This window comes from Ruegeria sp. CI8 (genome assembly GCF_056536865.1).
In genome coordinates, this window is sequence record NZ_JBQFQL010000002.1 from 193,324 (window position 1) to 217,474 (window position 24,151).

General features: G+C 65.3%; 21 protein-coding genes. 12 read left to right on the forward strand and 9 right to left on the reverse strand.

Features of this window, described 5'->3' with window-relative positions; genetic code table 11:
- Window positions 1-56: 56 nt before the first annotated feature.
- On the forward strand, window positions 57-782 hold the full coding sequence (locus ACR0DA_RS11565; RefSeq protein ID WP_480754091.1) for an SDR family NAD(P)-dependent oxidoreductase: 726 nt from the start codon (window positions 57-59) through the stop codon (window positions 780-782).
- Between the two features lie 3 nt (window positions 783-785).
- Here the strand turns inward: ACR0DA_RS11565 and ACR0DA_RS11570 are convergent, their stop codons facing one another.
- Both ACR0DA_RS11570 and ACR0DA_RS11575 read right to left on the reverse strand, forming a co-directional pair.
- Window positions 786-2,438: a Y-family DNA polymerase gene (locus ACR0DA_RS11570; RefSeq protein WP_480754093.1), complete on the reverse strand. Its 1,653-nt coding sequence runs from the start codon at window positions 2,436-2,438 to the stop codon at window positions 786-788.
- A gap of 66 nt (window positions 2,439-2,504) precedes the next feature.
- Window positions 2,505-2,792 carry an I78 family peptidase inhibitor gene (locus tag ACR0DA_RS11575; RefSeq protein WP_170341819.1) on the reverse strand — a complete coding sequence of 96 codons (288 nt, stop codon included), beginning with the start codon at window positions 2,790-2,792 and terminating at the stop codon, window positions 2,505-2,507.
- Window positions 2,793-2,922: 130 nt separating this feature from the next.
- On the opposite strand from ACR0DA_RS11575, the gene ACR0DA_RS11580 reads away from it, so the two are divergent.
- Window positions 2,923-4,035, forward strand: coding sequence for an S-(hydroxymethyl)glutathione dehydrogenase/class III alcohol dehydrogenase (locus ACR0DA_RS11580; RefSeq protein ID WP_170364051.1), 1,113 nt, complete (start codon window positions 2,923-2,925; stop codon window positions 4,033-4,035).
- A gap of 89 nt (window positions 4,036-4,124) precedes the next feature.
- Window positions 4,125-4,853: an NYN domain-containing protein gene (locus tag ACR0DA_RS11585; RefSeq protein WP_480754095.1), complete on the forward strand. Its 729-nt coding sequence runs from the start codon at window positions 4,125-4,127 to the stop codon at window positions 4,851-4,853.
- Between the two features lie 22 nt (window positions 4,854-4,875).
- Here the strand turns inward: ACR0DA_RS11585 and ACR0DA_RS11590 are convergent, their stop codons facing one another.
- The 3 genes from ACR0DA_RS11590 to ACR0DA_RS11600 all read right to left on the reverse strand — a co-directional run bounded on the left by ACR0DA_RS11590 (window position 4,876) and on the right by ACR0DA_RS11600 (window position 9,314).
- Entirely contained in the window at window positions 4,876-5,814 is a 939-nt protein-coding gene (locus ACR0DA_RS11590; protein ID WP_170340936.1) for a DMT family transporter, read from the reverse strand.
- 115 nt (window positions 5,815-5,929) lie between these two features.
- Window positions 5,930-6,331 carry a group III truncated hemoglobin gene (locus ACR0DA_RS11595; RefSeq protein WP_480754097.1) on the reverse strand — a complete coding sequence of 134 codons (402 nt, stop codon included), beginning with the start codon at window positions 6,329-6,331 and terminating at the stop codon, window positions 5,930-5,932.
- A gap of 28 nt (window positions 6,332-6,359) precedes the next feature.
- Window positions 6,360-9,314: an error-prone DNA polymerase gene (locus ACR0DA_RS11600; protein ID WP_480754098.1), complete on the reverse strand. Its 2,955-nt coding sequence runs from the start codon at window positions 9,312-9,314 to the stop codon at window positions 6,360-6,362.
- A 122-nt stretch (window positions 9,315-9,436) separates the two neighbouring features.
- Between ACR0DA_RS11600 and ACR0DA_RS11605 the strand changes: the two genes are divergently transcribed.
- A complete protein-coding gene (locus ACR0DA_RS11605) occupies window positions 9,437-9,907 on the forward strand; it encodes a DUF1203 domain-containing protein (RefSeq protein WP_480754100.1) in 471 nt (156 codons plus the stop codon).
- On the opposite strand, the gene ACR0DA_RS11610 is transcribed toward ACR0DA_RS11605, so the two are convergent.
- Entirely contained in the window at window positions 9,897-10,889 is a 993-nt protein-coding gene (locus ACR0DA_RS11610; protein ID WP_170440023.1) for an ABC transporter ATP-binding protein, read from the reverse strand. The genes ACR0DA_RS11605 and ACR0DA_RS11610 overlap by 11 nt on opposite strands.
- Before the next feature lie 89 nt (window positions 10,890-10,978).
- Between ACR0DA_RS11610 and ACR0DA_RS11615 the strand changes: the two genes are divergently transcribed.
- From ACR0DA_RS11615 to polA, 3 genes are all read left to right on the forward strand, one after another.
- On the forward strand, window positions 10,979-11,155 hold the full coding sequence (locus ACR0DA_RS11615) for a zinc-finger domain-containing protein (protein ID WP_170440022.1): 177 nt from the start codon (window positions 10,979-10,981) through the stop codon (window positions 11,153-11,155).
- Between the two features lie 81 nt (window positions 11,156-11,236).
- Window positions 11,237-11,707, forward strand: coding sequence for a hypothetical protein (locus tag ACR0DA_RS11620; RefSeq protein WP_170341830.1), 471 nt, complete (start codon window positions 11,237-11,239; stop codon window positions 11,705-11,707).
- 70 nt (window positions 11,708-11,777) lie between these two features.
- Window positions 11,778-14,576 (forward strand): DNA polymerase I, encoded by a 2,799-nt coding sequence (gene polA / locus ACR0DA_RS11625; RefSeq protein WP_480754102.1) that lies wholly within the window; start codon window positions 11,778-11,780, stop codon window positions 14,574-14,576.
- 49 nt (window positions 14,577-14,625) lie between these two features.
- Here polA and ACR0DA_RS11630 read toward each other — a convergent pair whose 3' ends face one another.
- The gene (locus ACR0DA_RS11630) at window positions 14,626-14,856 is read right to left on the reverse strand and encodes a DUF2798 domain-containing protein (protein WP_170340948.1); all 231 of its coding nucleotides are present in this window, start codon (window positions 14,854-14,856) and stop codon (window positions 14,626-14,628) included.
- Window positions 14,857-14,932: 76 nt separating this feature from the next.
- Entirely contained in the window at window positions 14,933-15,685 is a 753-nt protein-coding gene (locus tag ACR0DA_RS11635) for a hydroxypyruvate isomerase family protein (RefSeq protein WP_480754104.1), read from the reverse strand.
- Between the two features lie 174 nt (window positions 15,686-15,859).
- Between ACR0DA_RS11635 and ACR0DA_RS11640 the strand changes: the two genes are divergently transcribed.
- Window positions 15,860-16,804 (forward strand): DMT family transporter, encoded by a 945-nt coding sequence (locus ACR0DA_RS11640; RefSeq protein ID WP_170341836.1) that lies wholly within the window; start codon window positions 15,860-15,862, stop codon window positions 16,802-16,804.
- Here ACR0DA_RS11640 and ACR0DA_RS11645 read toward each other — a convergent pair.
- Window positions 16,801-17,376 (reverse strand): DUF1285 domain-containing protein, encoded by a 576-nt coding sequence (locus ACR0DA_RS11645; RefSeq protein WP_480754106.1) that lies wholly within the window; start codon window positions 17,374-17,376, stop codon window positions 16,801-16,803. The two genes, ACR0DA_RS11640 and ACR0DA_RS11645, sit on opposite strands and share 4 nt — an antisense overlap.
- 65 nt (window positions 17,377-17,441) lie before the next feature.
- Between ACR0DA_RS11645 and ACR0DA_RS11650 the strand changes: the two genes are divergently transcribed.
- Genes ACR0DA_RS11650 through ACR0DA_RS11665 form a run of 4 tightly spaced genes read left to right on the forward strand, consistent with a single transcriptional unit; the run spans window position 17,442 to window position 24,119 of the window.
- Entirely contained in the window at window positions 17,442-18,449 is a 1,008-nt protein-coding gene (locus ACR0DA_RS11650; RefSeq protein WP_170341840.1) for an AAA family ATPase, read from the forward strand.
- The gene (locus tag ACR0DA_RS11655) at window positions 18,446-19,321 is read left to right on the forward strand and encodes a DUF58 domain-containing protein (protein WP_480754108.1); all 876 of its coding nucleotides are present in this window, start codon (window positions 18,446-18,448) and stop codon (window positions 19,319-19,321) included. The genes ACR0DA_RS11650 and ACR0DA_RS11655 overlap by 4 nt, the downstream gene beginning before the upstream one ends.
- Complete coding sequence (locus ACR0DA_RS11660) at window positions 19,318-22,080, forward strand: DUF4159 domain-containing protein (RefSeq protein WP_480754109.1); 2,763 nt, start codon at window positions 19,318-19,320, stop codon at window positions 22,078-22,080. Before ACR0DA_RS11655 ends, ACR0DA_RS11660 begins: the two co-directional genes overlap by 4 nt.
- Complete coding sequence (locus tag ACR0DA_RS11665; RefSeq protein ID WP_480754110.1) at window positions 22,077-24,119, forward strand: hypothetical protein; 2,043 nt, start codon at window positions 22,077-22,079, stop codon at window positions 24,117-24,119. The genes ACR0DA_RS11660 and ACR0DA_RS11665 overlap by 4 nt, the downstream gene beginning before the upstream one ends.
- Window positions 24,120-24,151 lie beyond the last annotated feature (32 nt).

Here is a 24,151-nt window from a genome sequence, read left to right on the forward strand (position 1 = left end):
ACAACCCAACCCAAGACCGCGGCTGTTCACGCTTCGGCATATGCGAACCGCCCGGCATGAGCAGTTTTGACGGAAAAACCTACTGGATCATCGGTGCCAGCGAAGGTCTGGGCCGGGCGCTGGCCGAAGGCTTGAGCGGTCAGGGCGCGCACCTTGTGCTGTCCGCGCGCAATGCCGAGCGGCTGGAGCAGATCTGCGCCGCGCTGCCTCATGCCCGTGCGGTGCCGCTGGACGTGACCGATCTGGCGCAGGTGCGCCGCGCCGTGGCCGAGATCGGCCCGGTCGATGGTCTGGTCTACAACGCCGGGGCCTATGAGCCGATGCGCGCGCAGGACTGGAAGACCGAAGCCGCGCTGGCCATCAGCGACGTGAACTATTCAGGCGCGCTGCGGGTTCTGGGGGAAACCGTGCCGGCCATGGTGAAGGCAGGGCGTGGCGACATTACACTGATCGGGTCGCTGGCGGGCTATCACGGACTGCCTGCGGCGATCGGGTACGGGTCCAGCAAGGCGGCGCTGATCTCGTTGGCCGAAACGATGCGGCATGACGTGGCCGGAACCGGGGTGACGGTGCGCATCGTCAATCCGGGGTTCATCAAGACCCGGCTGACCGACAAGAACAGCTTCAAGATGCCGATGCTGATGGAGCCCGAAGACGCCGCGCAGCGCGTACTGCGCGCAATGGCGCACCGGCGCTTCCGGACCGACTTTCCGGCGCCGTTCTCGTGGGTCATCCGGCTGATCGATTACCTTCCGGATATTCTGGTCTATCGTGGAAAATAGACTCTAACCAAGGCGCCCTTGGCAGAACCAGCCCGCCGACATGGTGCCGCCATGGCCGTAGAACAGCCACAGCCGCTCGCCCTGTTCAGTCACCACCACCCAGTAATCGCGCACGCCGCTGCGCCAGTTGGGGTCGTCCAGCCACCATTCCGGGGCGATCCGCTCCGGGCCGGTGGCCTGCGCCAGGTGCCAGTCGCGCCCGCGCCAGCGGAAATTGGCGGGCACATCGGGACGGTCGGGGGCCATCACCGGCTCGGGCCGCCACATCAGCAGGGGGCGCGGGCGCGGCGGGGCGGGCCAGTCGCGCGCCGGTTCCGACCAGGCCGCCGCCAGCGTCTGTGCGGTTTTCTCGGGGATGTGCGAGGCCGCCGGGTGCTGCCGCGTGATCGCCTCGAGCCCCACCCGCGCGCCCAGCTTTCCGATCAGATCGTCCAGCGCCGTGTTCCCTTCCAGCCGGTTGCGCACGGCGCGGCTGGCCTCGGCATGGCCGGTCAGGGTGCGGGCATGAACCGGCTCGGTCTGCACCGCCGCAAGGCGCAGCATGTCGATGCCATAGCCTGCGTCGATCTGGTCGATTTTCATCTCTAACAAAGGGCGAATACGGTGTTTGTCATGGCTCGGGCGGGCCAGCCCGATCTCGATGATCTCGGCCGCCTGATCGGTGCGATGCGCCTCGAGCCGCAGGGTCCGCGCCCCGCGCGCCTTTTCTTCCAGCCGTGCGCACAGGGTCGGCAGCATCCGGTCGATGGCGGCCATCACATCCTCGGTCAGGCCGATCGGGTTGGGCAGGGTCATCCGCACCGCAAAGTGATGCGGGGGGCGGGCGGGCGAGACCGGCTCGGGCGCGCTGCCCATCGCCTGATCCAGCCGCAGAACCAGACCGCGCCCGAACCGGCGGGCCAAACTGGCACGCGGCTGGCCCAACAGGTCGCCGATCCGCCGGAGGCCCAGCCGGTTCAGCTGCGCCACGGTCTGGTCGTCCAGCCGCAGCGCCGCGATGGGCAGGGGGCTGAGCGCGCCATAGGCCTGCCCCGGCGGCGCAATCCGGGCCCCGCCGCCCACGGCCATCACCTGCGGCGCGGCGCCGCCCTTGGTCCAGTGCCGCCGTTTGCCGGCGCGAGCGCGGGTGGCGCGGGCCTCTTGGGAAATGGCGTCGCCATTGCGGTCGGACGTGGCCTCTTGCCCGGCATAACGCGCCAGCGCCCAGGCCGCGCCCAGCGTGTCTGCGATGCCCATCTGCACGCTCAACCCCATGTCGGCGCAGTCGGTTTCGATCACGTCCAGCAGCGCCTCTTCCCCGCCGAACAGATGGGCGCAGCCCGACAGATCGACGATCAGGCCATCGGGCGCCTCTTCGGCGACCCAGGGGCTGAACTTGCCCGCCCAGCGGCGCAGCGCGGTCAGAAAAGCAGCCTCGGCCGGGGCGTTGCGGGGGCGGGTGACAAGGGCCGCGCACATGGCATGGGCATCGCGCACCGGCTGGCCCACGCGCAGACCGGCGGCCTGTGCATCAGTGTTCAGCGAGGTGATGACCTGCATGTTCGACTGTTCGGCCACCACCGCCAGCGGGCCTGTATGCAGGCCCCGCGCGGCGCGGATCAGCCGTTCGGCCCCCAGACGGGGGAACCACAGCGAGAGTATTCGGCGTTTGGGCATCGGGCAGACATCAAAGTGTTCTCATTTTGTTCTTATCTGAGAATCATGCCCCGAGTCGAGTCCGCCTTATCCGCAGGTCAGCCGCTGAATGACCCCGGCTCCGTTCACATAGACGTTTAGCCGGTCGATGCGGTAATCCTGCGTGGCGATGTCATCGGGGCCCAGAACGCGGCTCCGTTCCGGCAGGCTGGCCTGAATGGTCGAGACCGGTTGCCCCACGGACTGGGCAAAGGGTTCGCCCTTGCAGAAGGCCAGATCCACCGGGGCGGCATCCACCTCGGCAGAGCCCGGTTCGGGCAGGTCGGTTTCGGCGCAGGCGGCCAGGACGATCAGGATCGGGATGAACCGGTACATTGGCGCTCCTCTTTTCGGCAATGTCGTTTCTGAAATATCAAAAGCTTACAGAGACTGCCATGAAAGCGCAGTTGAAAACACCCTGTATTTGACGCAGGGTCGGGTCAAACAAGACAGGGAGACAAGCAACATGCGAACCCGTGCCGCCGTCGCCGTTCAGGCGGGCAAGCCCTTGGAAGTGATGGACGTGAACCTCGAAGGCCCCAAGGCGGGCGAGGTTCTGGTCGAGATCAAGGCCACCGGCATCTGCCATACCGACGAATTCACCCTGTCGGGCGCCGACCCCGAGGGCCTGTTTCCGGCCATTCTGGGCCACGAGGGTGCCGGCGTCGTGGTCGAGGTCGGCCCGGGCGTGACCAGCCTGAAGCCGGGCGATCACGTGATCCCGCTCTACACTCCCGAATGTCGCGAGTGCGAATACTGCCTGCACCCCAAGACCAACCTGTGCCAGGCGATCCGCGAGACGCAGGGCAAGGGTTTGATGCCCGACGGCACCTCGCGTTTCTCGACGCTGGATGGGGATCCGATCCTGCATTACATGGGCTGCTCGACCTTTTCGAACCACACGGTTCTGCCTGAAATCGCGTTGGCCAAGGTGCGCGAGGACGCGCCGTTCGACAAGATCTGCTATATCGGCTGTGGCGTGACCACCGGCATCGGCGCCGTGATCAACACCGCCAAAGTCGAGATCGGCAGCCGTGCCATCGTGTTCGGCTTGGGCGGCATCGGACTGAACGTGATTCAGGGCCTGCGTCTGGCCGGGGCCGATCAGATCGTCGGCGTTGACCTGAACCCCGCCAAGGTCGAGATGGCCAAAAAATTCGGCATGACCGATTTCGTCAACCCGTCCGAGGTCGAGGGCGATCTTGTCCCCTATCTGGTGAACCTGACCAAGGGCGGCGCGGATTACACCTTTGACGCCACCGGCAACGTGCAGGTGATGCGCGCGGCGCTGGAATCGGCGCACAAGGGCTGGGGCGAATCCATCATCATCGGCGTGGCGCCCGCGGGGGCCGAGATCTCAACCCGTCCGTTCCAGCTGGTCACCGGCCGATCGTGGCGCGGCACCGCATTCGGCGGCGCACGTGGGCGCACGGACGTGCCCAAGATCGTCGACTGGTACATGGAAGGAAAGATCGAGATCGACCCGATGATCACCCACACCATGGGCCTAGACGACATCAACACCGGCTTCGACCTGATGCACAAGGGCGAAAGCATCCGGTCGGTGGTGGTTTACTGACAATCGGAATTTGCAAGGGCGGGGTTTAACCCGCCCTTTTTGTCTCTTATCTTCAGAGCATTGATAAATACCTGAATAGAGAGACTAAATTGACCACTGATGCAACGGAACGCCTGGCCGTTCTGATCGACGCCGAAAACGTACCGGCAAAGCATGTTGCCGAGATTTTCGAAGAAGTTGCCACATTGGGTGAGGCCGGTCTGCGCCGGATCTACGGTGACTTCTCGGGTGGCACGCCGCAGGGTTGGAGCGCCGAGAAACTGGCGGAATACGCCATCGTACCGCACCAGCAATTCGCCAATACCACCGGCAAGAACGCCGGGGATATCGCCCTAGTGATTGATGCCATGGATATACTGCATTCTGGCCGATTTGGCGGCTTCGTGCTGGTGTCGTCAGACAGCGATTTTACGCGGTTGGCCAGCCGAATCCGCGAGCAAGGGTTGAGCGTGTTCGGGATCGGCGAACGCAAAACGCCCAAAGCCTTTGTCGCAGCTTGCAACCGGTTCATCTACATTGAGAATATCAAAAAGGAGGAGATGCAGGCGAACGAATCTCCGGAGAAATCCAAGAAGCCGTCTGCCAAACAAGAGCTGAACCATGCTTATCAGTTGATCCGGAATGTCGTCCTGAAATCGGATGACCCGGAAGGGTGGGCTGCACTTAGCGGCGTTGGGAGTCAGCTCAGCAAGAACTATCCCGATTTCGACACACGTACCTATGGGTTCAAAAGGTTGAGCGATCTGGTGCGCGCGACAGGCAAGTTTGACGAGGCCAGTGCAAACGGGGGCCTTAAAATCAGGCCAAAAGATAGATAATACTTTAATCCGTTCCGCCGCGTTATGATCCCGGCCGTGCTGAGGCCCCGGTGTCAGAGCGCGGCGAGCGGACGCGCAGAACCGGCTTGTTCGGCGATACATTCGCCCGGCTTTCGCGCCAGACGACGAAGATGCCCGATGCGATGATGATCGCGGCCCCCACGGCCACCCATTTGTCGGGCTTTTCCCCAAAGAACACCGCGCCGAAAATCGTGGCCCAGATGATCTGGCTGTACTGGCTGGGTGCAACCACGCCGGCGGGCGCCGCGCGATAGGCCAGGATGATCAGGTGCTGGGCGATCACCGAGAACACGCCGACCAAAGCCATCATCGCCAGATGGATCAGCGAAGGCGGCTGATAGACCGCTGGTTGCGCAAGGCTCATAACCGCGATCGCCAGCAGCATCGGATACAGGATCAGCACCGCCGAGCGTTCCTCGTTTCCGATCTTGCGCACCAGCACGGATGCGAAGGCGCTGCAGAACGCGGCCGTCAGGGCGGCAAGGTGGCCCAGGGTGATCTCGGTCGCGCCGGGGCGCAGGACGATCAGCACTCCGATCAGGCCCACGCCCACCGCGGCCCAGCGTTGGGCGCGCACGACCTCGCCCAGAATCGGGATCGATAGGACGGTGACGATCAGCGGAAAGGAAAACAGCAGCGAATAGACCTCGGCCAGGGGCAGGACCGAAAAGGCGTAGAACGCACAGGACATACCCGTGACCATCAGCCCCGAGCGCAGCATGACCAACCAAGGATGGCGGGGCAGGAAGTTTCCAGTGGCCTTGTCCGCAAGAATCGTGACCGCCATCGGCACAAAGGAGAACAGCGTGGCGAAAAAGATGATCTGCAGCACGGAATAGGTGCCGCCCAGCGTCTTGATCAGCGCGTCATGGGTGGCAAAGACGGCAAACCCGAGAAAGGCAAATCCAAGTCCCTGCAGGGTCGAGTTCTGTGTGCTCATCTGGCTGGTCCCGGGCGATTGGATGCTTTGGCAGGTGTCTGAGGCCTGATTAAACCCAATCGGCAGAGTCGGATAGTCCAAACTTTACCGCTAACATGTCTGCGGGGCCGGCCGTTCAGCGCAGGATCGGCGGAGCCCCGGCCGGTTGGCGGGCGACCGCGACACCGGCCTGCATCCCCGCGCCGATGCGGCGGGCCAGCGCCACCCAGGGCGTGGCCGTTTCCGGGGGCAGGGTGCCGTGGGCGACCTCTTCGAACAGGTCCAGCCAATGGGCAAACATTTCGGGTTTCACGTCCGGACGCTCGATATGCACGCGCTGCGGATTGCCGCTGTAGACGCGCTCGTACAGGATGGCGTTGCGCCAGAAGGCGGCGATCCGGTCCTCATGCGCGGCCCAGTCGGTGACGTGGCGGTTGAAGATCGGGCCCAGCAGGGCGTCCTGCCGGACGCGGGCGTAGAATGCGGTGACCTGCGCTTGGATCTGGTCGGGCGTGGCGGGAAAACGTGGGGGTAGCACGGGCCGGGTCATGGTCGGGGCTTTCGATTCAGGCTCTGTTCCGGGCAGATACCGCGTTTTCCGGCCCGGATGCAGGGGCGGAATTGTCGCGCTGCCCCGGCGTCAGCAGGTGCCGCAGCAGGGCCACGGGATGCGCGCGCAGGCTCAGGCGGGTGGCGACGTAATCCTCGACCATCTGCTCGCCCAGCGACATCTGCGGCAGATGGGCGGCGGGTTCGTCCAGCGCCTCGCCTTCCAGATCCTGCGCGAACAGGGGCAGGGGTTTGGCGGTGGCGATCGCCTTGGCCTGCCACAGCGCCTCGCGCCGGGTCAGGCCGCAGGCGGCAAAGGCATCGGCCTCGGCCAGACGCTCGATCACCGAGGGGCCAAGGCCCGCGCGGCGCCAGACATCCTCAACCTGATGGTAGCCATTGCCGCGCGCGGCGGTCAGCCAGCTGGCGTCTTCTTCGCTGAGGCCCTTGATCTGGCGAAAACCCAGCCGCAGGGCCAGCCCGCCATGGCCGTCGGGCTCCATCACGTTGTCCCAGAAGCTGGCATTGATGCAGACCGGGCGCACCTGGACGCCATGTTCGCGCGCATCACGCACGATCTGGGCGGGGGCATAGAACCCCATCGGCTGCGAATTCAGCAGCGCGCAGGCAAAAATCCCCGGATGGTGGCACTTGATCCAGGCGCTGGCATAGACCAGCAGCGCAAAGCTGGCCGCGTGGCTTTCGGGGAAGCCGTAGGAGCCGAACCCCTCGATCTGCGAGAAACAGCGCTCGGCAAATTCGGCGTCATAGCCGTTGCGCTGCATCCCGCGCAGGAACAGGGTGCGAAATTCGCTGACATTGCCGTGCTTCTTGAAGGTCGCCAGCGACCGCCGCAGCCGGTCGGCCTGTTCCGGGGTGAAACCCGCGCCGACGATGGCGATCTGCATCGCCTGTTCCTGAAACAGCGGCACGCCCAGCGTCTTGCCTAGCACCTCGCCCAGCGCGTCCGAGGGGAAGCTGACCTCCTCCTCGCCGTTCCGACGCCGGATATAGGGATGCACCATGTCGCCCTGGATGGGGCCGGGGCGAATGATGGCGACCTCGATCACCAGATCATAGAAATTGCGCGGCCGCATCCGGGGCAGGAAGTTCATCTGAGCACGTGATTCCACCTGGAACACGCCCACCGAATCCGCGCGACACAGCATGTCATAGACCGCCGGGTCCTCGGGCGGCAGGGTGGCGAGCGTGTAACTCGTCTGATGGTGCTGGGCGATCAGGTCGAAGGCCTTGCGGATGCAGGTCAGCATGCCAAGGCTCAGGACATCGACCTTGAGGATGCCCAGACTGTCGATGTCGTCCTTGTCCCAGCAGATGACGGTGCGGTCCTCCATCGTGGCGTTCTCGATGGGCACCAGCTCGTCCAGACGGCCCTCGGTGATGATGAACCCGCCCACATGCTGGGACAGGTGGCGGGGGAAGCCGTTGATCTGATGCACCAGTGTCAGAGTCTGTTTCAGGCGGCGGTCCTCGGGGTCGAGGCCGATTTCGCGCATCCGTTCCGCCTCAAGCCCTGCGGTCGAGAAGAACCCCCACAGCTGCGAGGACAGGGCGGAAATCGTGTCCTCGGTCAGGCCCATGGCGCGGCCCACCTCGCGGATGGCGCGCTTGCCGCGATAGTGGATCACCGTGGCGCACAGCCCCGCGCGGTGGCGGCCATAGCGTTCATAGATGTGCTGGATCACCTCTTCGCGGCGTTCATGTTCGAAATCCACGTCGATGTCGGGCGGCTCGTCCCGCGCCTCGGAGACGAAGCGTTCGAACACCATGGTGCCCATCTCGGGGCTGACCGAGGTGACGCCCAGGCAGTAGCAGACCACCGAATTGGCCGCCGAGCCGCGCCCCTGGCACAGGATCCCGCGACCGCGGGCGAAGTGCACGATGTCGCGGACGGTCAGGAAATAGGGCTCGTATTTCAGCTTGCCGATCAGGGTCAGCTCATGCGCCAGCATCGCCTTGACCTTTTCGGGCGCGCCGGCGGGATAGCGCCAGGCCAGCCCCTCATGCGCCAGACGGTGCAGGCGCTGGGCGGGGGTTTCGGTGCCGCTGACCTCGCTTGGGTATTCATAGCGTAGCTCGTCCAACGAGAAGGTGAGTTCCTGGCTGAGCGCATAAGCGCGGGCCACGGCGCCTTCATGCCCCTTGAAGATGCGCAGCATCTCGGGTTCCGAGCGCAGGCGCTGTTCGCCATTGGCCAGCGCGTGACGGCCCAGATCGTCCACCTTGCGGCGCAGCCGGATCGCGGTCAGCACATCGGCCAGCCGGCGGCGCGAGCCGTGATGCATCATCGGCGCGGCGCTGGCGATGGTGAGCAGGCCCAGATGGCGCGATTCAGTCTCTAACAAATGGAAAAACATCGAATCCGCCCCGTCATAGCGCGGATGCATCAGCAAATGCATGCGCCCGGCAAAGCGGCGCGTCAGCTGTTGCGCCTGTGTCCGCCATCCGCTCGCGCCGCCGGTCGGACGGCCCGCCTGTGGCCAGAGCAGCAGGTGGAGGCCGTCGGAAAACTCCAGCAGGTCGGACAGGTGCAGGATGCAGTCGCCCTTGGCCGCGCGCAGCCGTCCGGTGGACAGAAGGCGGCACAGGCTGGCCCAGCCCTGCCGGTTGAGGGGCAGGGCGGTGACGGGCGGGGCGTCGGTAAAGATCAGCCGCGCCGCCGGGATCAGGCGCGGCACCGCATGCACCGGGAACGAGGGCGGTTTCGGGATGTGATCGGGGCGGGGCGGGCCGATGGGCGTGTTCTGTTCTTCCCACGCGCGGCGCTCGTGCACCTTGCGGGCGATCTCGCGCGCCTGGGTATGGGCGCGGACGATGCCGGCCACCGAGTTGTCATCGGCGATGGCGATGGCGGGCAGGCCCAGGGTGACGGCGCGCTCCATGTACTCCTCGGGGTGCGAGGCCCCGGTGAGGAAGGTGAAGTTCGACGTGATCGACAGCTCGGCATACATGGCGATTCCACATTATATTCACGTTTTGTTCTTTTTCGAGTCCCTGTCTGCATTGCGCAGGAAACGGGTCGTCTGCCCGCGTGTGGCAGGCGCATTGTCAGGGCAACAAAAGGAGACTCGAGATGTTCAAGATCACCGCCCTGCCCACCGACGAAGTACGCGCCTTTCAGGCAGGCGCGCCCGATGCCTACGGACACGCGCCTGAACGCGCGGTATCAACCGGAACCGGAAATCCGTGCCGCTATTGCTTGCAGCACATTCCCGAAGGTGCAGAAATGCTGATTCTGGCCCATCGGCCTTTTGCAGAGACACATCCTTATGCCGAAACGGGGCCGATCTTCCTGTGTGCAAGCCCTTGTGAACGGTATGAAGGGACTGATCTGCCAGAGGTTCTTACCTCATCGCCCGATTATCTGATCAAGGGCTATGGCCGCGATGACCGGATTGTCTACGGTACCGGCGTCGTGACACCCACCGGACGGATCAGCGCGGCGGTGGATGCAATACTTGCCCGCCCCGAGGTGGCCTATATCCATGTACGCTCGGCCCGGAACAACTGCTATCAGGCGCGGATCGACCGGGTCACAGCTTGACCCGGTGCAGACCCCGGCGCGGCTGGTCCTGATCGTCGGCTGGGGCATCGTCGGTGCGCGAGGAGGTCAGGGCAAGGAACACGTCCTCGAGATCGGCCTCTTCGGTGCGCACGTCGCGGATGCGGATGCCGGCCTGGCGGACCGCCTCGAGCACCTGCTCGGCGCTGGTTTCCGGGCTGCGGTAGTGCAGCGCCAGGCTGCCGTCGTCGCGCAGGCTGGCCTGAACGCCGGGGGCGGCGGGCAGGGCGGTTACCGGGGCCTCGGGGGTGATGACCATGGTGCGTCCGTCCATGCGGCCCAGCAGGTTGGCGGTGCTGTCCTGCGCCACCTTCTCGCCGTGGTTGATGATGGCGATCTCGTCGCACATCTCCTGCGCCTCTTCCAGGTAGTGGGTGGTCAGGATGATGGTCATGCCCTGCTGGTTCAGCTTGCGCACATTGGCCCACAGCATCTGGCGCAGTTCGATGTCCACGCCGGCGGTGGGTTCGTCCAGAACCAGGATTTTGGGGTGGTGCACCAGTGCCTTGGCCAGCAGCAGGCGCCGCCGCATCCCGCCCGACAGCGTGCGGGCATAGGCCTCGGCCTTGTCGCTGAGGCCCACCAGTTCGAGGATCTCGTCGCTGCGCCGCTGCGATTTGGGGACGCCATAGAGCCCCGCCTGCACCTCGAGCGCGCCGCGCGGGGTGAAGAACGGGTCGAGGTTCAACTCCTGCGGCATCACGCCGATGGCGGCGCGGGCCTGGCGCGGGTTGCGGTCCTGGTTAAAGCCCCAGATCGTCACCTGGCCGGCGGTCTTGATCACCAGCCCCGCCAGAATGTTGATCAGGGTCGATTTGCCCGCCCCGTTCGGCCCCAGCAGGCCGAAGACCGAGCCGCGCGGGATATCCAGATCGATACCCTTCAGTGCGTGTTTCTCGGGCTGGCCCTTGCCGCCGCGATAGGTTTTGCGCAGGCCGCGAAGGCTGATCGCTGCATCGGTCATTGCTGGCTCTTGCCCCCGGTTTCCTGATCCCTCATAAACGCACCTAATGCATGCCCGCGAGGCCGACAACCAGTGAAGGATCGCACGCCGTGACAATCGAAGCTCCGGAAACCAAGATCGTCGAGACAAGCCGTGTCGCCTGTGATGGCGGTGAGGGCGCGCTGGGCCATCCGCGCGTCTGGTTGCAGGTCCCCGAGGATCAGGGCTGGGTCGAGTGCCCCTATTGCGATTGCAAGTATGTTCTGAAGGACGCACAGCAACACTGATTGCCTGCCCAACCGCGGTCCGCCCAAATCTCGCCGCGATTTTCACCTAGTGCGTTGGTGTGACCAACGTAGGTGCGAATGATGACCGATATGACTGCTGCTGATACCGGCAACCCGGTTTTTGGTTGGGCCGGGTTTATGCTTGCGGTACTGGCCCTGTTCGCAGCCTTGTTCGTGTTCTGGGCAGGGCCGTTCGCACCGCAGCAATCCACCGGCGTGACGCTGGGCGAATTGGCCGCCGAGTTGGGTAAATCGACCCTGCGGGCCGCCGCGGGGATGGAGCAGCCTGCGCCGGTCGCGCCCACCCGCGATCTGGATGACTTTCTGCAGATCGGCGTCGCCATGCTGGGCGGGTTGGCGATCGTCGTCTCGGTCATCGGCATCCTGCGGCACGAAAAACGCCGCCCGGCCATCGCCGGTTTGGTCATCGGAACGGGCGCGATCCTGTTCCAGTTCTTCGCGATGGCGTTTTTCGCGTTCCTCGGTGCGCTGGTCATCATGGCGCTGCTGAACAGTTTCTCGGATGTTTTCAGCGGTCTGTTTGGCGGCTAAGGCGCGTTCCTGACTGGTCACCCGGCTGCCCCTGTGGCAGAACCGTCCCTGACCGACAGGGAGAGCGCGCATGAGCAAATTCGGAAAAGGCTGCCATCTGCATCTGATCGACGGATCGGCCTTCATCTTTCGCGCCTATCACGCCCTTCCGCCGCTGACGCGGAAATCGGACGGGATGCCGATTGGCGCCGTTTCGGGCTTTTGCAACATGCTGCAGCGTTACGTGGATGGCGACCACGGCCCTGACGCGCCGACCCATCTGGCAGTGATCTTCGACAAGGGCTCGCACACCTTCCGCAATGACATGTACGACCTCTACAAGGCCAACCGCGAGGCGATGCCCGAGGACCTGCGTCCGCAGATCCCGCTGACCCGGCAGGCGACCGAGGCCTTCAACATCGCCTGCAAAGAGCTGGAGGGGTACGAGGCCGACGACATCATCGCCACGCTGGCCTGCCAGGCGCGCCAGGCCGGGGGGCGGGTGACCATCGTCAGCTCGGACAAGGACCTGATGCAGCTGGTGGGCGACGGTGTCGAGATGCTGGATGCCATGAAGAACAAGCGCATCGACCGCGAGGGGGTGTTCGAGAAATTCGGCGTCTACCCCGAGCGCGTCGTCGATGTGCAGGCGCTGGCCGGTGACAGCGTCGACAACGTGCCGGGTGCGCCGGGGATCGGGATCAAGACGGCGGCGCTGCTGATCAACGAGTTCGGCGATCTGGAGACGCTGCTGGACCGCGCCGAGGAGATCAAGCAACCCAAGCGCCGCGAAACTCTGATCGAGAAACGAGATCAGATCGAGCTGTCGAAGAGGCTGGTGCAGCTGGATTGCGAAACACCGCTGGACTTCACGCTGGATGATCTGGAGCTGCGCGATCCCGATCCGGACAAGCTGATGGAGTTCCTGGCCGAGATGGAGTTCCGCACTCTGACCAAGCGGATCGCCGACAAGCTGGGCGTCGAACCGCCGGTGATCGCGGATACTCCGGCGCCGGCGGCAGATGAGCCGCAGGCCGAGGACATTCCGTTCGATGCCAGAAAATACGAATGCGTGCGCGATGCGGCCGCGCTGCGGAAATGGATCGATCAGGCCTATGAGCGCGGCTGGCTGGCCGTGGACACCGAGACCACGGGCCTGAACGAAATGATCGCCGATCTGGTCGGCATCTCGCTGTGTATCGAGCCCGGCGAGGCCTGCTATATCCCGCTGACCCACCGCGACGGGGCCAGCGACGACCTGTTCGGCTCGGACGCGCTGGCCGAGGGGCAGATGCCGCTGGACGAGGCGCTGGAGATGCTCAAGCCGGTGCTGGAGGACCCGTCGATCCTGAAGGTCGGGCAGAACATGAAATATGACGCCAAGATATTTGCGCGTTACGGCGTGGGTGTGGCTCCGATCGACGACACGATGCTGATGTCCTATGCCATGCATGCGGGCGAGCATGGGCATGGCATGGACACCCTGTCCGAACGCTATCTGGGCCACACACCGATCCCGATCAAGCCGCTGCTGGGCTCGGGCAAATCGGCGATCACCTTCGACAAGGTGCCGATCGACGAGGCCACCGCCTATGCCGCCGAGGATGCCGACATCACCCTGCGTCTGTGGAAGCTGTTCAAGCCGCAGCTGCACCGGGTTAAGGTGACCACCGTCTATGAAACGCTCGAGCGCCCCCTTGTGCCGGTTCTGGCCGAGATGGAGATGCATGGCATCAAGGTCGACCGCGACGTGCTGAGCCGTATGTCGAACGCGTTTGCCCAGAAAATGGCTGGTTTAGAGGCTGAAATCCACGAGCTGGCCGGAGAAACCTTCAACGTCGGCTCGCCCGCGCAGTTGGGCGAGATCCTGTTCGACAAGATGGGTCTGGAAGGCGGCAAGAAGGGCAAGACCGGCAAGTATTCGACCGGCGCCGACGTGCTGGAAGATCTGGCGACCGAGCATGAACTGCCGCGCCGGGTTCTGGACTGGCGGCAACTGTCCAAGCTGAAATCGACCTATACCGACGCGCTGCAGACCCATATCAACCCCGACACGGGGCGGGTGCATACATCCTATGCCATCACCGGGGCGAACACGGGGCGTCTGGCTTCGACCGACCCCAACCTGCAGAACATCCCGGTGCGCACCGAAGAAGGCCGCCGCATTCGCGAGGCTTTCATCGCCGAGCCGGGCAATGTGCTGGTGTCGCTCGATTATTCACAGATCGAGCTGCGCATCCTGGCGCATATCGCCGACATTCCGGCCTTGAAACAGGCCTTTGCCGACGGGCTGGACATTCACGCCATGACCGCGTCGGAAATGTTCGACGTGCCGCTGGACGAGATGACGCCCGAGATCCGCCGCAAGGCCAAGGCGATCAATTTCGGCGTGATCTATGGCATTTCGGGCTTTGGTCTGGCGCGCAACCTGCGCATTCCGCGGGCCGAGGCGCAGGGCTTCATCGACCGATATTTCGAACGCTTCCCGGGCATCCGGCGCTACATGGATGAAACCATCGCGTTTGCCAAAGAGCATGGCTATGTGCAGACCCTGTTCGGGCGCAAGATCCACACGACAGAAATCAATGCCAAGGGGCCGCATGCGGGGTTTGCCCGCCGGGCGGCGATCAACGCGCCGATCCAGGGCACAGCGGCGGACGTGATCCGCCGGGCGATGGTGCGGATGCCCGAGGCGATCGACGGGCTGCCGGCCAAGATGCTGCTGCAAGTGCACGACGAACTGCTGTTCGAAGTGGCCGAGGACACGGTGGACAAGACCATCGAGATCGCGCGCGACGTGATGGAGAACGCGCCCGATCCGGCGGTGAAGCTGGACGTGAAACTGACGGTGGATGCGGGCAAAGGCGCCAACTGGGCCGAGGCGCATTAGGCAAGCGCCGTGCCGCTCATCAGGCCCGGCGGGCCATCTTCGCGGCAGGTCAGGCCTCGGGCCTGACCAACAGCGCGACCAGCCGCCGGGTCAGCGGGGCCATGACCAGAACCACCGCAAACGCCACCGGCCAGCTGATGCTCCACGCGCCCATCCAGCTGGCAAAGGTCTCGGGGCCAAGCCCGATCTCTTTGACCGTTGCGATGCAGGTCACGATGCAGGACATCAGCCCCGACAGGATCAATCCGAACAGGACGGGGGCAAAGCGGGCGGGGATCATGCGGCTGTTCCTCTACTGAATTGCCGCTTCGTATGCGATATCCAAGATGTGATTTCCAGTGCGCAGGTGCACAGGCCTATCGCATCCAGTGCAGAGAGGCGTCGGTGCGCCGCGTCGAGGGCGTGTATTCGGCGCTGACCCAGCCGTCATAGCCGCTGTCGTCGATCGCTGCGAACAGGGCGGGGAAATCGGTCTCGTCCCGGTCGGGTTCCGAGCGGTCGGGGGCCGATCCGATCTGAACATGTACGATCCGGCCGCGGAATCTGTCCCAGACGGCCTGCGCATCGCCATGGATCATCCGCGCATGAAAGCTGTCGAACTGCAGGCCCACATTCGGACGGTCGATCCGGTCCAGGCACGCGGCGGCCAGATCATAGTCGTTGAGGAAGTATCCGGGCTGCGAGACCGGGTTCAGCGGTTCGATCGTGAACCGTTGATGCGGCGCAAAATCCGCAGCCCATTGCAGATTGCGCACAAAACAGTCCCGTGCGTCCGCCCCCGAGGCATAGCCCGCCATCACGTGGATCAAACCGGGCTTCAGCGCCTCGGCATAGCGCAGGACGCGGCGGATGTCGGACTGGAACCGCCCTTCGCCCCCCGGAACAGCCGCATAGCCCGGCTGGCCGCCGGTATAGTTGGGCGGCGGCGCGTTGATCAGCACAAGGTCCAGACCGTTGGTCATCAATGCGCGACGGGTTTCCTTGGCCGCCAGGTCATAGGGAAACAGGATCTCAACTGCCTTGAACCCGGCATCCGCGGCCGCCTTGAATCGGTCGAGATAGGGCAGCTCGGCAAAGAGCAGCGAGATATTGGCGGCAAATCGGGGCATTGTCCTCTCGGTCCGATGGCGTGCTGACCTTAGTCGCGGGCGGTGCGCAGAGAAAGGGTTTGAAAACGACAATATGTCGAAAATCGGCCAGACCGGCGTGGGCCGAATGTGAAGGGTCGGGGTATTGCAGCGAATCATTTTCGTAGCGCTGCACCAACAAAAGGATTGAAACCGATGGCCATGAGTCCGGACCCCGTTCGCGGGCCCAGTTTCGCTGTGCCCGGTGCGCGGCAATCCGCCTTGTCCGGAAACGGGTTGGCGGTGGCGTCGATGCTGACCTGGGCGGCCGGATTCCCGGCGGCCGAAATCCTGCTGCAGACCTGGCCGCCGGTTGCCTTGCTGGCCGCGCGGCTGATGCTGGCGGTGGCCGTGATGATTCCGATCTGGCTGTGGATCGATGGCGCGGATGCGGTGCTGCGGGCGCGCTGGGCCCATGCGATGAGAGTGGGCGGGTTTGGACTTGGCTTGGGCATGTTCCTGATCATCCTGGCGCAGAAACTGACCGATCCCGTAACCGTTGCCATCATCGCCTCCTGCGCGCCTTTGATTGCGACACTGCTCGAGCTGGCTGCGGGAACGCGCAGATTGCGGTGGAACTTCGCGCTGGGGGTTGCCGTTTCGATCATAGGCGGCCTGATCGCAACCAGCGCGGTGGCGCCGGCCCAGCTGGGACTGGGGGCGCTTTGCGCAATCGCCTCGACCGCGCTGTTCTGCTGGGCCAGCATGGCGACCGCGCGGGACTTCCCGGACCTCAGCCAGACCGGACGTACCACGATCACGCTGATCGGCGGCACGTTCATGGCCGGCGCGCTGTTCTATCTGTCGAGCGTCCTCGGGTTCGAAGTCTGGCCATCGTCGCCGATCGACCCGCAGCAGGCAGGAATGCTGGCGATCTACGCCGTGATCTCTCTCGGCCTCAGCCAGGTCCTGTTCATCGCTTCGATCGGCCGGCTGGGCGTTGCTCTGGCGTCATTCCACATCAATGTGGCCCCGTTCTACGTGATGCTCATCATGGTGGTTCTGGGTTCGGAGTGGAACTGGACCCGGGCGCTGGGCGCCGGAGTCGTGGCGCTGGCGGTTGTCCTTGCACAAGACCGTCCCGCACGACGGGTTGCCTAAGGCGTTTCCTCGGCGCGACCCAAGACAAAGAACTGCCCGCCGGACCAGACCCCGACCTGCCCGGCGCGTTCCGTCGCAATGTCCACAAGGCGGTAGAAACTCTTGCGGTCGATCCGCGCCTCGAGGTTCGATCGCACCAATATATAGGGTCTGGGCTCGTTTGTTTTCGGGTCGATGGCCACCCGTATCGGGTGATCCGGACCCGCCGACACCGTATCGCCGACATGGGTGGTAAAGGTCAGAACCTGATCCTCGTCCGCGCCGGTCCGGTCGAAATCGACCGCCACAAACGGCGCGTCTTCGACCCTGATGCCGACCTTTTCGACCGGGGTGACCAGAAAATAGGCGTCCCCTTCTTTCTTAAGAATTGAGGAAAAAAGCTTCACAAGCTCGAACCGGGTGATGGGCGACCCTAGGTAATACCAGGTGCCATCGCGCGCGATGCGCATGTCCAGATCGCCGCAGAACGGAGGATTCCAGCTTTCGACAGGGGGCAGACCCCGCGGTTTGGCCGCCTTGACCGAGGCCGCCAGACCCTCAGGGGACGGTTTCACAGGATTTTGTCCGCTCATTGTTTTTGCCATTTCCTCTCAGCGCGATACACTTCAACCATAATAAGTCCACGGAAGGGAAAGTCATGACCGAACCTGCCGACCTCGTCTCCGAGATCGAAGCGCTGGAAGAGAAACTGCAACAGGCCAAATCCTCGATCACCCGCCGCTTCATCGGGCAGGAGAGGGTCGTCGACCTGACGCTGACGGCGCTGCTGTGTGGCGGTCATGCCCTGCTGATCGGGCTGCCGGGCCTGGGCAAGACGCGGCTGGTGGAAACCCTGTCCACCGTCATGGGCCTGCATGGCAACCGCATCCAGTTCACGCCCGACCTGATGCCGGCCGACATTCTGGGGTCCGAGGTTCTGGATACCGCCGAGGATGGCAGCCGCCATTTCCGATTCATTCCCGGCCCGATCTTCTGTGAACTCTTGATGGCGGACGAGATCAACCGCGCCAGCCCGCGCACCCAGTCGGCGTTGCTGCAGGCGATGCAGGAACGCACGGTGACCGTCGCAGGCGAAGACCGCACGCTGGGCGTGCCGTTCCATGTGCTTGCCACGCAGAACCCCATCGAACAGGAGGGCACTTATCCGCTGCCCGAGGCCCAGCTTGACCGTTTCCTGGTGCAGATCGACGTGAACTATCCCGACCGCCAGACTGAGCGTGACATCCTGCTGGCCACCACCGGCGCGGCCGAGGAGGAGGCGCACCAGATCTTCACCAAGGAAGAATTGCTGGCCGCGCAGGTTCTGCTGCGCCGGATGCCGGTGGGCGAGTCGGTGGTCGAACTGATCCTCGATCTGGTGCGCGCGTTCCGCCCCGAAGAACCCGGCGTGTCCGAGCGCGTGTCCGAGACGGTCGCCTGGGGCCCCGGTCCGCGCGCGGCGCAGGCGCTGATGATGACGGTGCGGGCGCGGGCGATGCTGCAGGGCCGGCTGGCCCCCAACGCCGAAGACGTGCTGGACATGGCGCGCCCGGTGCTCAGCCACCGGATGGCGCTGAACTTCGCCGCGCGGGCGCGCGGTGACAGCCTGGCCGACCTGATCGAAACCACCGCGGCCGGGCTTGTCCGGGCCGAGGCGGCGGCGTGAACGCGGCCCGCACCCTTCGCGAAAGATCCGAGGCCGAGGCGTCCCGGCTGCCGCCCTTGTTGGCGCGGGCCGAACACCTGGCCGGAACCGTGCTGCTGGGCGATCACGGCCGGCGGCGTTCGGGGCTGGGCGATGATTTCTGGCAATACCGGCCGGCCCAGATCGGCGACAGCCGGCGGATGATCGACCACCGGCGCTCGGCCCGCGGCGATCAGCAATATGTGCGCGAACGCGAATGGCAGATTGCGCAGTCGATCATGCTGTGGGTCGATCAGGGCGCCTCGATGCGCTTTGCGTCCGACAAATCTCTGCCCACCAAGGCCGACCGGGCCCGCCTTCTGGGGTTGGCCACGGCGATTCTTCTGGTGCGCGGGGGCGAGCGTGTGGGCCTGACCGGAACCACCCTGCCGCCCCGGCGCGGCAACGCCCAGATCATCCGGCTGGCGCAGGCCCTGTCCGAAGATACCGAGGCCGATTATGCCCCGCCCGAGCACCGCGCCATGATCCCCCATGCCCGCGCCGTGTTCATCTCTGACTTCCTCGGCCCACTGGACGAGGTCGAACTGGCCCTGACCAAGGCCGCCGACCGCGGCGTGCGCGGTGTGCTGCTGCAGGTTCTGGACCCGGGTGAGGAGAACTTCCCCTATCGCGGGCGCACCATCTTCGAAAGCGTCGGCGGCACGGTCCGGCACGAGACCCTCAAGGCCGGCGACCTGCGCGAGCGCTATCTGGCGCGGCTGGCGCGGCGCAAGGATGACCTGACCCGCCTGTGCCGGGTGACCGGCTGGCAGCTGGGCCTGCACCATACGGGCGACAGCGCGCAGGCGGCCCTGTTGTGGCTCTATCGTGCGCTGGACGGAGGGGCGCAATGACGGTTCTGGCGGGCATCGGCTTTACCGCGCCATGGGTGTTGCTGGGTCTGCTGACCCTGCCGATCCTGTGGCTGATCCTGCGCGCCGTGCCGCCCGCGCCGATCCGCCGGCTGTTCCCCGCGGTGACCCTGTTGCTGGGCTTGAAGGACGACGAGAGCGTATCTGACCGCACCCCGTGGTGGCTGTTGCTGCTGCGGATGCTGGCGGCGGCGGCGATCATCATTGGGCTGGCCGGCCCGGTTCTGAACCCGGCGCGCGATGAGTCCGGATCGGGGCCGCTGCTGCTGGTACTGGATGCAAGCTGGGCCGGGGCCACGCGCTGGCCGGCCACGCTGGATCAGATCGACGCGCAGCTGACCGAAGCCGGACGGGCCGGGCGCCCGGTCTCGATCCTGCGTCTGACCGAGCCGGAACCGCCCGTCTTCCAGGCCGCCGAGGCCTGGCGCAACCGCCTGCCCGGGCTGGTTCCTCAGCCGTGGCAGCCGGACGCGGCGCAGATCGAACAGGCGCTGGCCGACCTGTCGGAGGTCGAGGGCGGGTTCGATACGCACTGGTTCACCGACAAGCTGGACTATCCGGGCCGGGAAACCCTGCTGTCCGCGCTGCAGGCGCGGGGCGCGGTCACGGTCTATCGCGCGGCGGCGCCGATCCTGGCGCTGCTGCCGGCCACCTATCAGGATGGGGCGATCCGACTCACCGCGGTGCGCGCCACACCCGGTCCGGCGCAGACCGTCACCATCAATGCGCAGGGGCGCGACCCGGCGGGCGTGATGCGCCTGCTGCAATCGGTCGAGGTCAGCTTCGAGAGCGGCGCGACCCAGGCGCAGGCCGATCTGGCGTTGCCGTCCGAACTGCGGGCCCGCATCACTCGGTTCGAGCTGCAGGGCCAGCGGTCGGCCGGGGCGGTGTCGCTGACCGATGACAGCCTGCGCCGGCGCGAGGTTGCCCTGATCGCCGGAACCGTCAACCGCGAGGGGCTGGAGCTGCTGTCGCCGCTTCACTATCTGACGCAGGTGCTGATCCCCACCGCCGATTTCGTCGAGGGCGGGCTGGCCGAGGTTCTGCCCGCCAACCCGGATGTGATCGTGCTGGCCGATGTGGCCAAGCTGACCCCCGCCGAACAGGCCGGATTGGTCGAATGGGTCGAGCAGGGCGGGCTGTTGCTGCGCTTTGCCGGTCCGCACATGGCGGCCAGCGATCTGGGCCGCGATGCCGAAGACGCCCTTTTGCCGGTGCGGCTGCGCAGCGGTGGCCGCTCGGTCGGCGGCGCGATGAGCTGGGGCGAGGCCAAGGGTCTGGCGCCTTTCCAGGAAGGTTCGCCCTTCTACGGGTTGCGCATCCCCGACGATGTGACCGTCAGCACCCAGGTGATGGCGCAGCCCGACCCGAACCTGGCCGACCGGGTGATCGCCGCGCTGTCGGATGGCACCCCGCTGGTGACGCGCAAGCCGCTGGGCCTGGGTCAGGTGGTGCTGTTCCATGTCACCGCCGATGCCGAATGGTCGACCCTGCCGCTGTCGGGCCTGTTCGTCGAAATGCTCGACCGGCTGGCCGTGGCCTCGGCGGCCAAGACGCGGCAGGTCGAACAGCTGCAAGGCACCACGTGGGAGCCGATTCAGGTGATGGACGGGTTCGGAACCCTGTCTGATGCGGGCAATCTGGCCGGTGTCGATGGCCCGGCGCTGGTGTCCGGCGCCCTGGGGCCCGACCTGCGCCCGGGTCTGTATGAAAGCGGCAAGCAGAAGCTGGCCCTGAACGTGTTGAACGAGGATAGCACGCTGCGCCCGATCAGCTGGCCTGCGGATGTTCCCATCAAGGGGCAGGAGGTCAGCGCCGAAACTCCTATCGGGGGCCTGCTGCTGAGCCTGGCCCTGATCCTGCTGACGGTTGACGTCGTGGCCTCGCTGGCGCTGTCGGGGCGTCTGGGGCTGGCGCGGGCGGCGGCGGTCGCACTGGGCGCGCTTCTGATCGCACCGCAAGCGCAGGCGCAGACGCCCGAGGAGACCGAATTCGCGCTGCAGGCAACCAAGGAATTGGTGCTGGCCCATGTACTGACCGGCAATGCCCAGATTGACGACGTCGCCCATGCCGGGCTGCGCGGCCTGTCGCAAACCCTGTTTTACCGCACGTCCGTCGAACCGGCCGAGCCCATGGGCGTGGACCTCGAACGTGACGAACTGGCCTTCTTCCCGCTGCTCTACTGGCCGATCACGCCGGATCAGCCCCAGCCTTCGGCCGAAGCTTATGCCAAGCTGAATGGCTATCTGCGGTCGGGCGGGATGATCCTGTTTGACACGCGGGACGCCAACATCGCTGGGTTTGGCGCCTCGAGCCCCAATGGCCGCAAGTTGCAGCAACTGGCTGCTCCGCTGAATATCCCTGCGTTGGAGCCTGTTCCGCGCGATCACGTCCTGACCCGCGCGTTCTACCTGTTGCAGGATTTCCCCGGCCGCTTTGCCGGAACCGAGGTCTGGGTCGAGGCCGCGCCCCTGGACGCCGAACAGATCGAAGGCATGCCCTTCCGCAACCTCAACGACAATGTCACCCCGGTGGTGATCGGTGGCAACGACTGGGCCGGGGCCTGGGCAATCGACCGGAACGGGCAGGCGCTGCTGCCGGTCGGGCGCGGCTATGCCGGAGAACGCCAGCGCGAGCTGGCCAACCGGTTCGGCGTCAACCTGGTCATGCACGTGCTGACCGGGAACTACAAATCCGATCAGGTGCACGTGCCTGCTCTGCTTGACAGGTTGGGCCAATGACCGGTTCCGTCATCTTTGACCCGCTGATCCCGTGGCCCGTTCTGGTGGTCATCGGTTCGATCGCTTTGGCCGCGACGGTTCTGGCGCTGTGGCGCGGGCTGTCGGGTTGGGCGTTGCGCGGACTGGCGGCGCTGGTGCTGTTGGCGGCTTTGTCCGGCCCGGTCTACCAGATCGAGGACCGCGCCCCGCTGACCGACATCGTGTTGATGATCGAGGATGAAAGCGCCAGCCAAACCCTGTCGGACCGCGCCGAACAGACCGCGCAGACCGCCGAGGCCCTGGCCGCCGAGATCGAGGCCCGCGACAACACCGAACTGCGCCGCATCACCGTGGGCGACGGCGACGGAGACGAAGGTACCCAGGTGATGGCGGCGCTGAATGCCGCGCTGGCCGAGGAACCGCGCGCCCGGATCGCCGGAATTCTGGTCCTGTCGGACGGCCTCGTGCATGACGTCGATCAGGCCCCCGACCTGCCCGCGCCGATGCACCTGTTGCAGACCGGTCGCGCGCAGGACTGGGACCGCCGCCTGATCGTGCGTAATGCGCCGGCCTTTGCCATCATCGACGAGCCCGTCACTCTGACCTTGCGGGTCGAAGACAGTGGCGCGGTGCCCGCCGGTCCGGCGTCCGCCCCGCTCGAGATTGCGGTGGACGGGGGCGAGCCGCAGCAATTCAGTATCCCGATCGGTGTGGATGTCGAGCTGCCGGTGACCCTGCCCCATGGCGGGCGCAACGTCATCCAGTTCACGGTTCCGCAGGCCGACGGCGAACTGACCGACCGCAACAACACCGCCTTGATCCAGATGAACGGCGTGCGCGACCGGCTTCGGGTTCTGTTGGTCTCGGGCGAGCCGCATCCGGGCGGGCGAACCTGGCGCAATCTGCTGAAATCCGACAGCTCGGTCGATCTGGTGCATTTCACCATCTTGCGCCCACCCGAGAAACAGGACGGGGTTCCGGTGGACGAACTGTCGCTGATCGCATTCCCCACGCGCGAGTTGTTTCTGGAGAAGATCAACGATTTCGACCTGATCATCTTTGACCGCTACAAGCGGCGCGGCATCCTGCCCGCGATCTATCTGGACAACGTGACCAACTACATCAATGACGGCGGTGCGGTGCTGATTGCGGCCGGGCCTGACTTTGCCACCGCCGACAGCATCTTCCGCTCTCCCCTGTCTGCGATCCTGCCGGCGCAACCCTCGGCCCGGGTCATCGAAGAACGCTACGTGCCCACGGTGACAGATCTGGGCCAGCGTCATCCGGTGACCTCCGATCTGGGTGAGACGGGCGACTGGGGCGCATGGCTGAGGCAGATCGACGTGAAACAGCGCTCGGGTGAATTGCTGATGACCGGCGTCGACGACCGTCCGCTGTTGGTGCTGGACCGGGTGGGGGAAGGGCGCGTGGCGCTGCTGGCCTCGGACCACGCCTGGCTGTGGAGCCGTGGCTACGAGGGCGGTGGCCCGCAGTTGGAACTGCTGCGCCGCCTTGCCCACTGGATGATGAAAGAGCCCGAGCTTGAAGAAGAGGCGCTGTGGGCAGAGGCCAACGGGCAGTCAATGCGCATCATCCGCCAGACCCTGAACGAAGAGGTGGGCCCCGTCACGGTCACCCGACCCAATGGCGACACGCTTGAAGTGCCCTTGCGCGAATTGTCCCCCGGTCGGTTCGAGGCGCAGTATTTCGGCCCTGAAATTGGGCTTTATCGCCTGCAGGAAGGTGAGCTGTCCTCGGTCATCGGCCTTGGCCCTGCGGCGCCGCGGGAATTCGAACGCACCATCGCAACAGCCGAAATCCTTGAACCGGTCATGGCCGGGATGCGCGGCGGGGTGATCCGGGTCGAGGACGGGCTGCCGGCAATCCGCAACGTGCGCGCCGGGCGTCCTGCGGCCGGGCGTGGCTGGATCGGTCTGACCCCGCGCGAGGCATATGAAACCCGTGACGTGACCCAGGCCGGACTGTTGCCTCCCTGGCTGGTGTTGCTGCTGGCGGGTGGCTTCCTGCTGGCGGGCTGGCTGCGCGAAGGACGGCGCTGACCGGCCTTTGGCCTTAAACAGATTTTCACGGT

Coding starts and splice junctions, on each gene's coding strand:
- ACR0DA_RS11605 (WP_480754100.1), top strand. CDS start 9,437: ATGTTCAAGATCACCGCCCTGCCCACCGACGAAGTACGCGCCTTTCAG.
- ACR0DA_RS11650 (WP_170341840.1), top strand. CDS start 17,442: ATGACCGAACCTGCCGACCTCGTCTCCGAGATCGAAGCGCTGGAAGAG.
- ACR0DA_RS11570 (WP_480754093.1), bottom strand. CDS start 2,438: ATGCCCAAACGCCGAATACTCTCGCTGTGGTTCCCCCGTCTGGGGGCC.
- ACR0DA_RS11600 (WP_480754098.1), bottom strand. CDS start 9,314: ATGTATGCCGAGCTGTCGATCACGTCGAACTTCACCTTCCTCACCGGG.
- ACR0DA_RS11620 (WP_170341830.1), top strand. CDS start 11,237: ATGACCGATATGACTGCTGCTGATACCGGCAACCCGGTTTTTGGTTGG.
- ACR0DA_RS11580 (WP_170364051.1), top strand. CDS start 2,923: ATGCGAACCCGTGCCGCCGTCGCCGTTCAGGCGGGCAAGCCCTTGGAA.
- ACR0DA_RS11645 (WP_480754106.1), bottom strand. CDS start 17,376: ATGAGCGGACAAAATCCTGTGAAACCGTCCCCTGAGGGTCTGGCGGCC.
- ACR0DA_RS11660 (WP_480754109.1), top strand. CDS start 19,318: ATGACGGTTCTGGCGGGCATCGGCTTTACCGCGCCATGGGTGTTGCTG.
- ACR0DA_RS11635 (WP_480754104.1), bottom strand. CDS start 15,685: ATGCCCCGATTTGCCGCCAATATCTCGCTGCTCTTTGCCGAGCTGCCC.
- ACR0DA_RS11590 (WP_170340936.1), bottom strand. CDS start 5,814: ATGAGCACACAGAACTCGACCCTGCAGGGACTTGGATTTGCCTTTCTC.
- ACR0DA_RS11665 (WP_480754110.1), top strand. CDS start 22,077: ATGACCGGTTCCGTCATCTTTGACCCGCTGATCCCGTGGCCCGTTCTG.
- polA (WP_480754102.1), top strand. CDS start 11,778: ATGAGCAAATTCGGAAAAGGCTGCCATCTGCATCTGATCGACGGATCG.
- ACR0DA_RS11630 (WP_170340948.1), bottom strand. CDS start 14,856: ATGATCCCCGCCCGCTTTGCCCCCGTCCTGTTCGGATTGATCCTGTCG.
- ACR0DA_RS11565 (WP_480754091.1), top strand. CDS start 57: ATGAGCAGTTTTGACGGAAAAACCTACTGGATCATCGGTGCCAGCGAA.
- ACR0DA_RS11575 (WP_170341819.1), bottom strand. CDS start 2,792: ATGTACCGGTTCATCCCGATCCTGATCGTCCTGGCCGCCTGCGCCGAA.
- ACR0DA_RS11640 (WP_170341836.1), top strand. CDS start 15,860: ATGGCCATGAGTCCGGACCCCGTTCGCGGGCCCAGTTTCGCTGTGCCC.
- ACR0DA_RS11610 (WP_170440023.1), bottom strand. CDS start 10,889: ATGACCGATGCAGCGATCAGCCTTCGCGGCCTGCGCAAAACCTATCGC.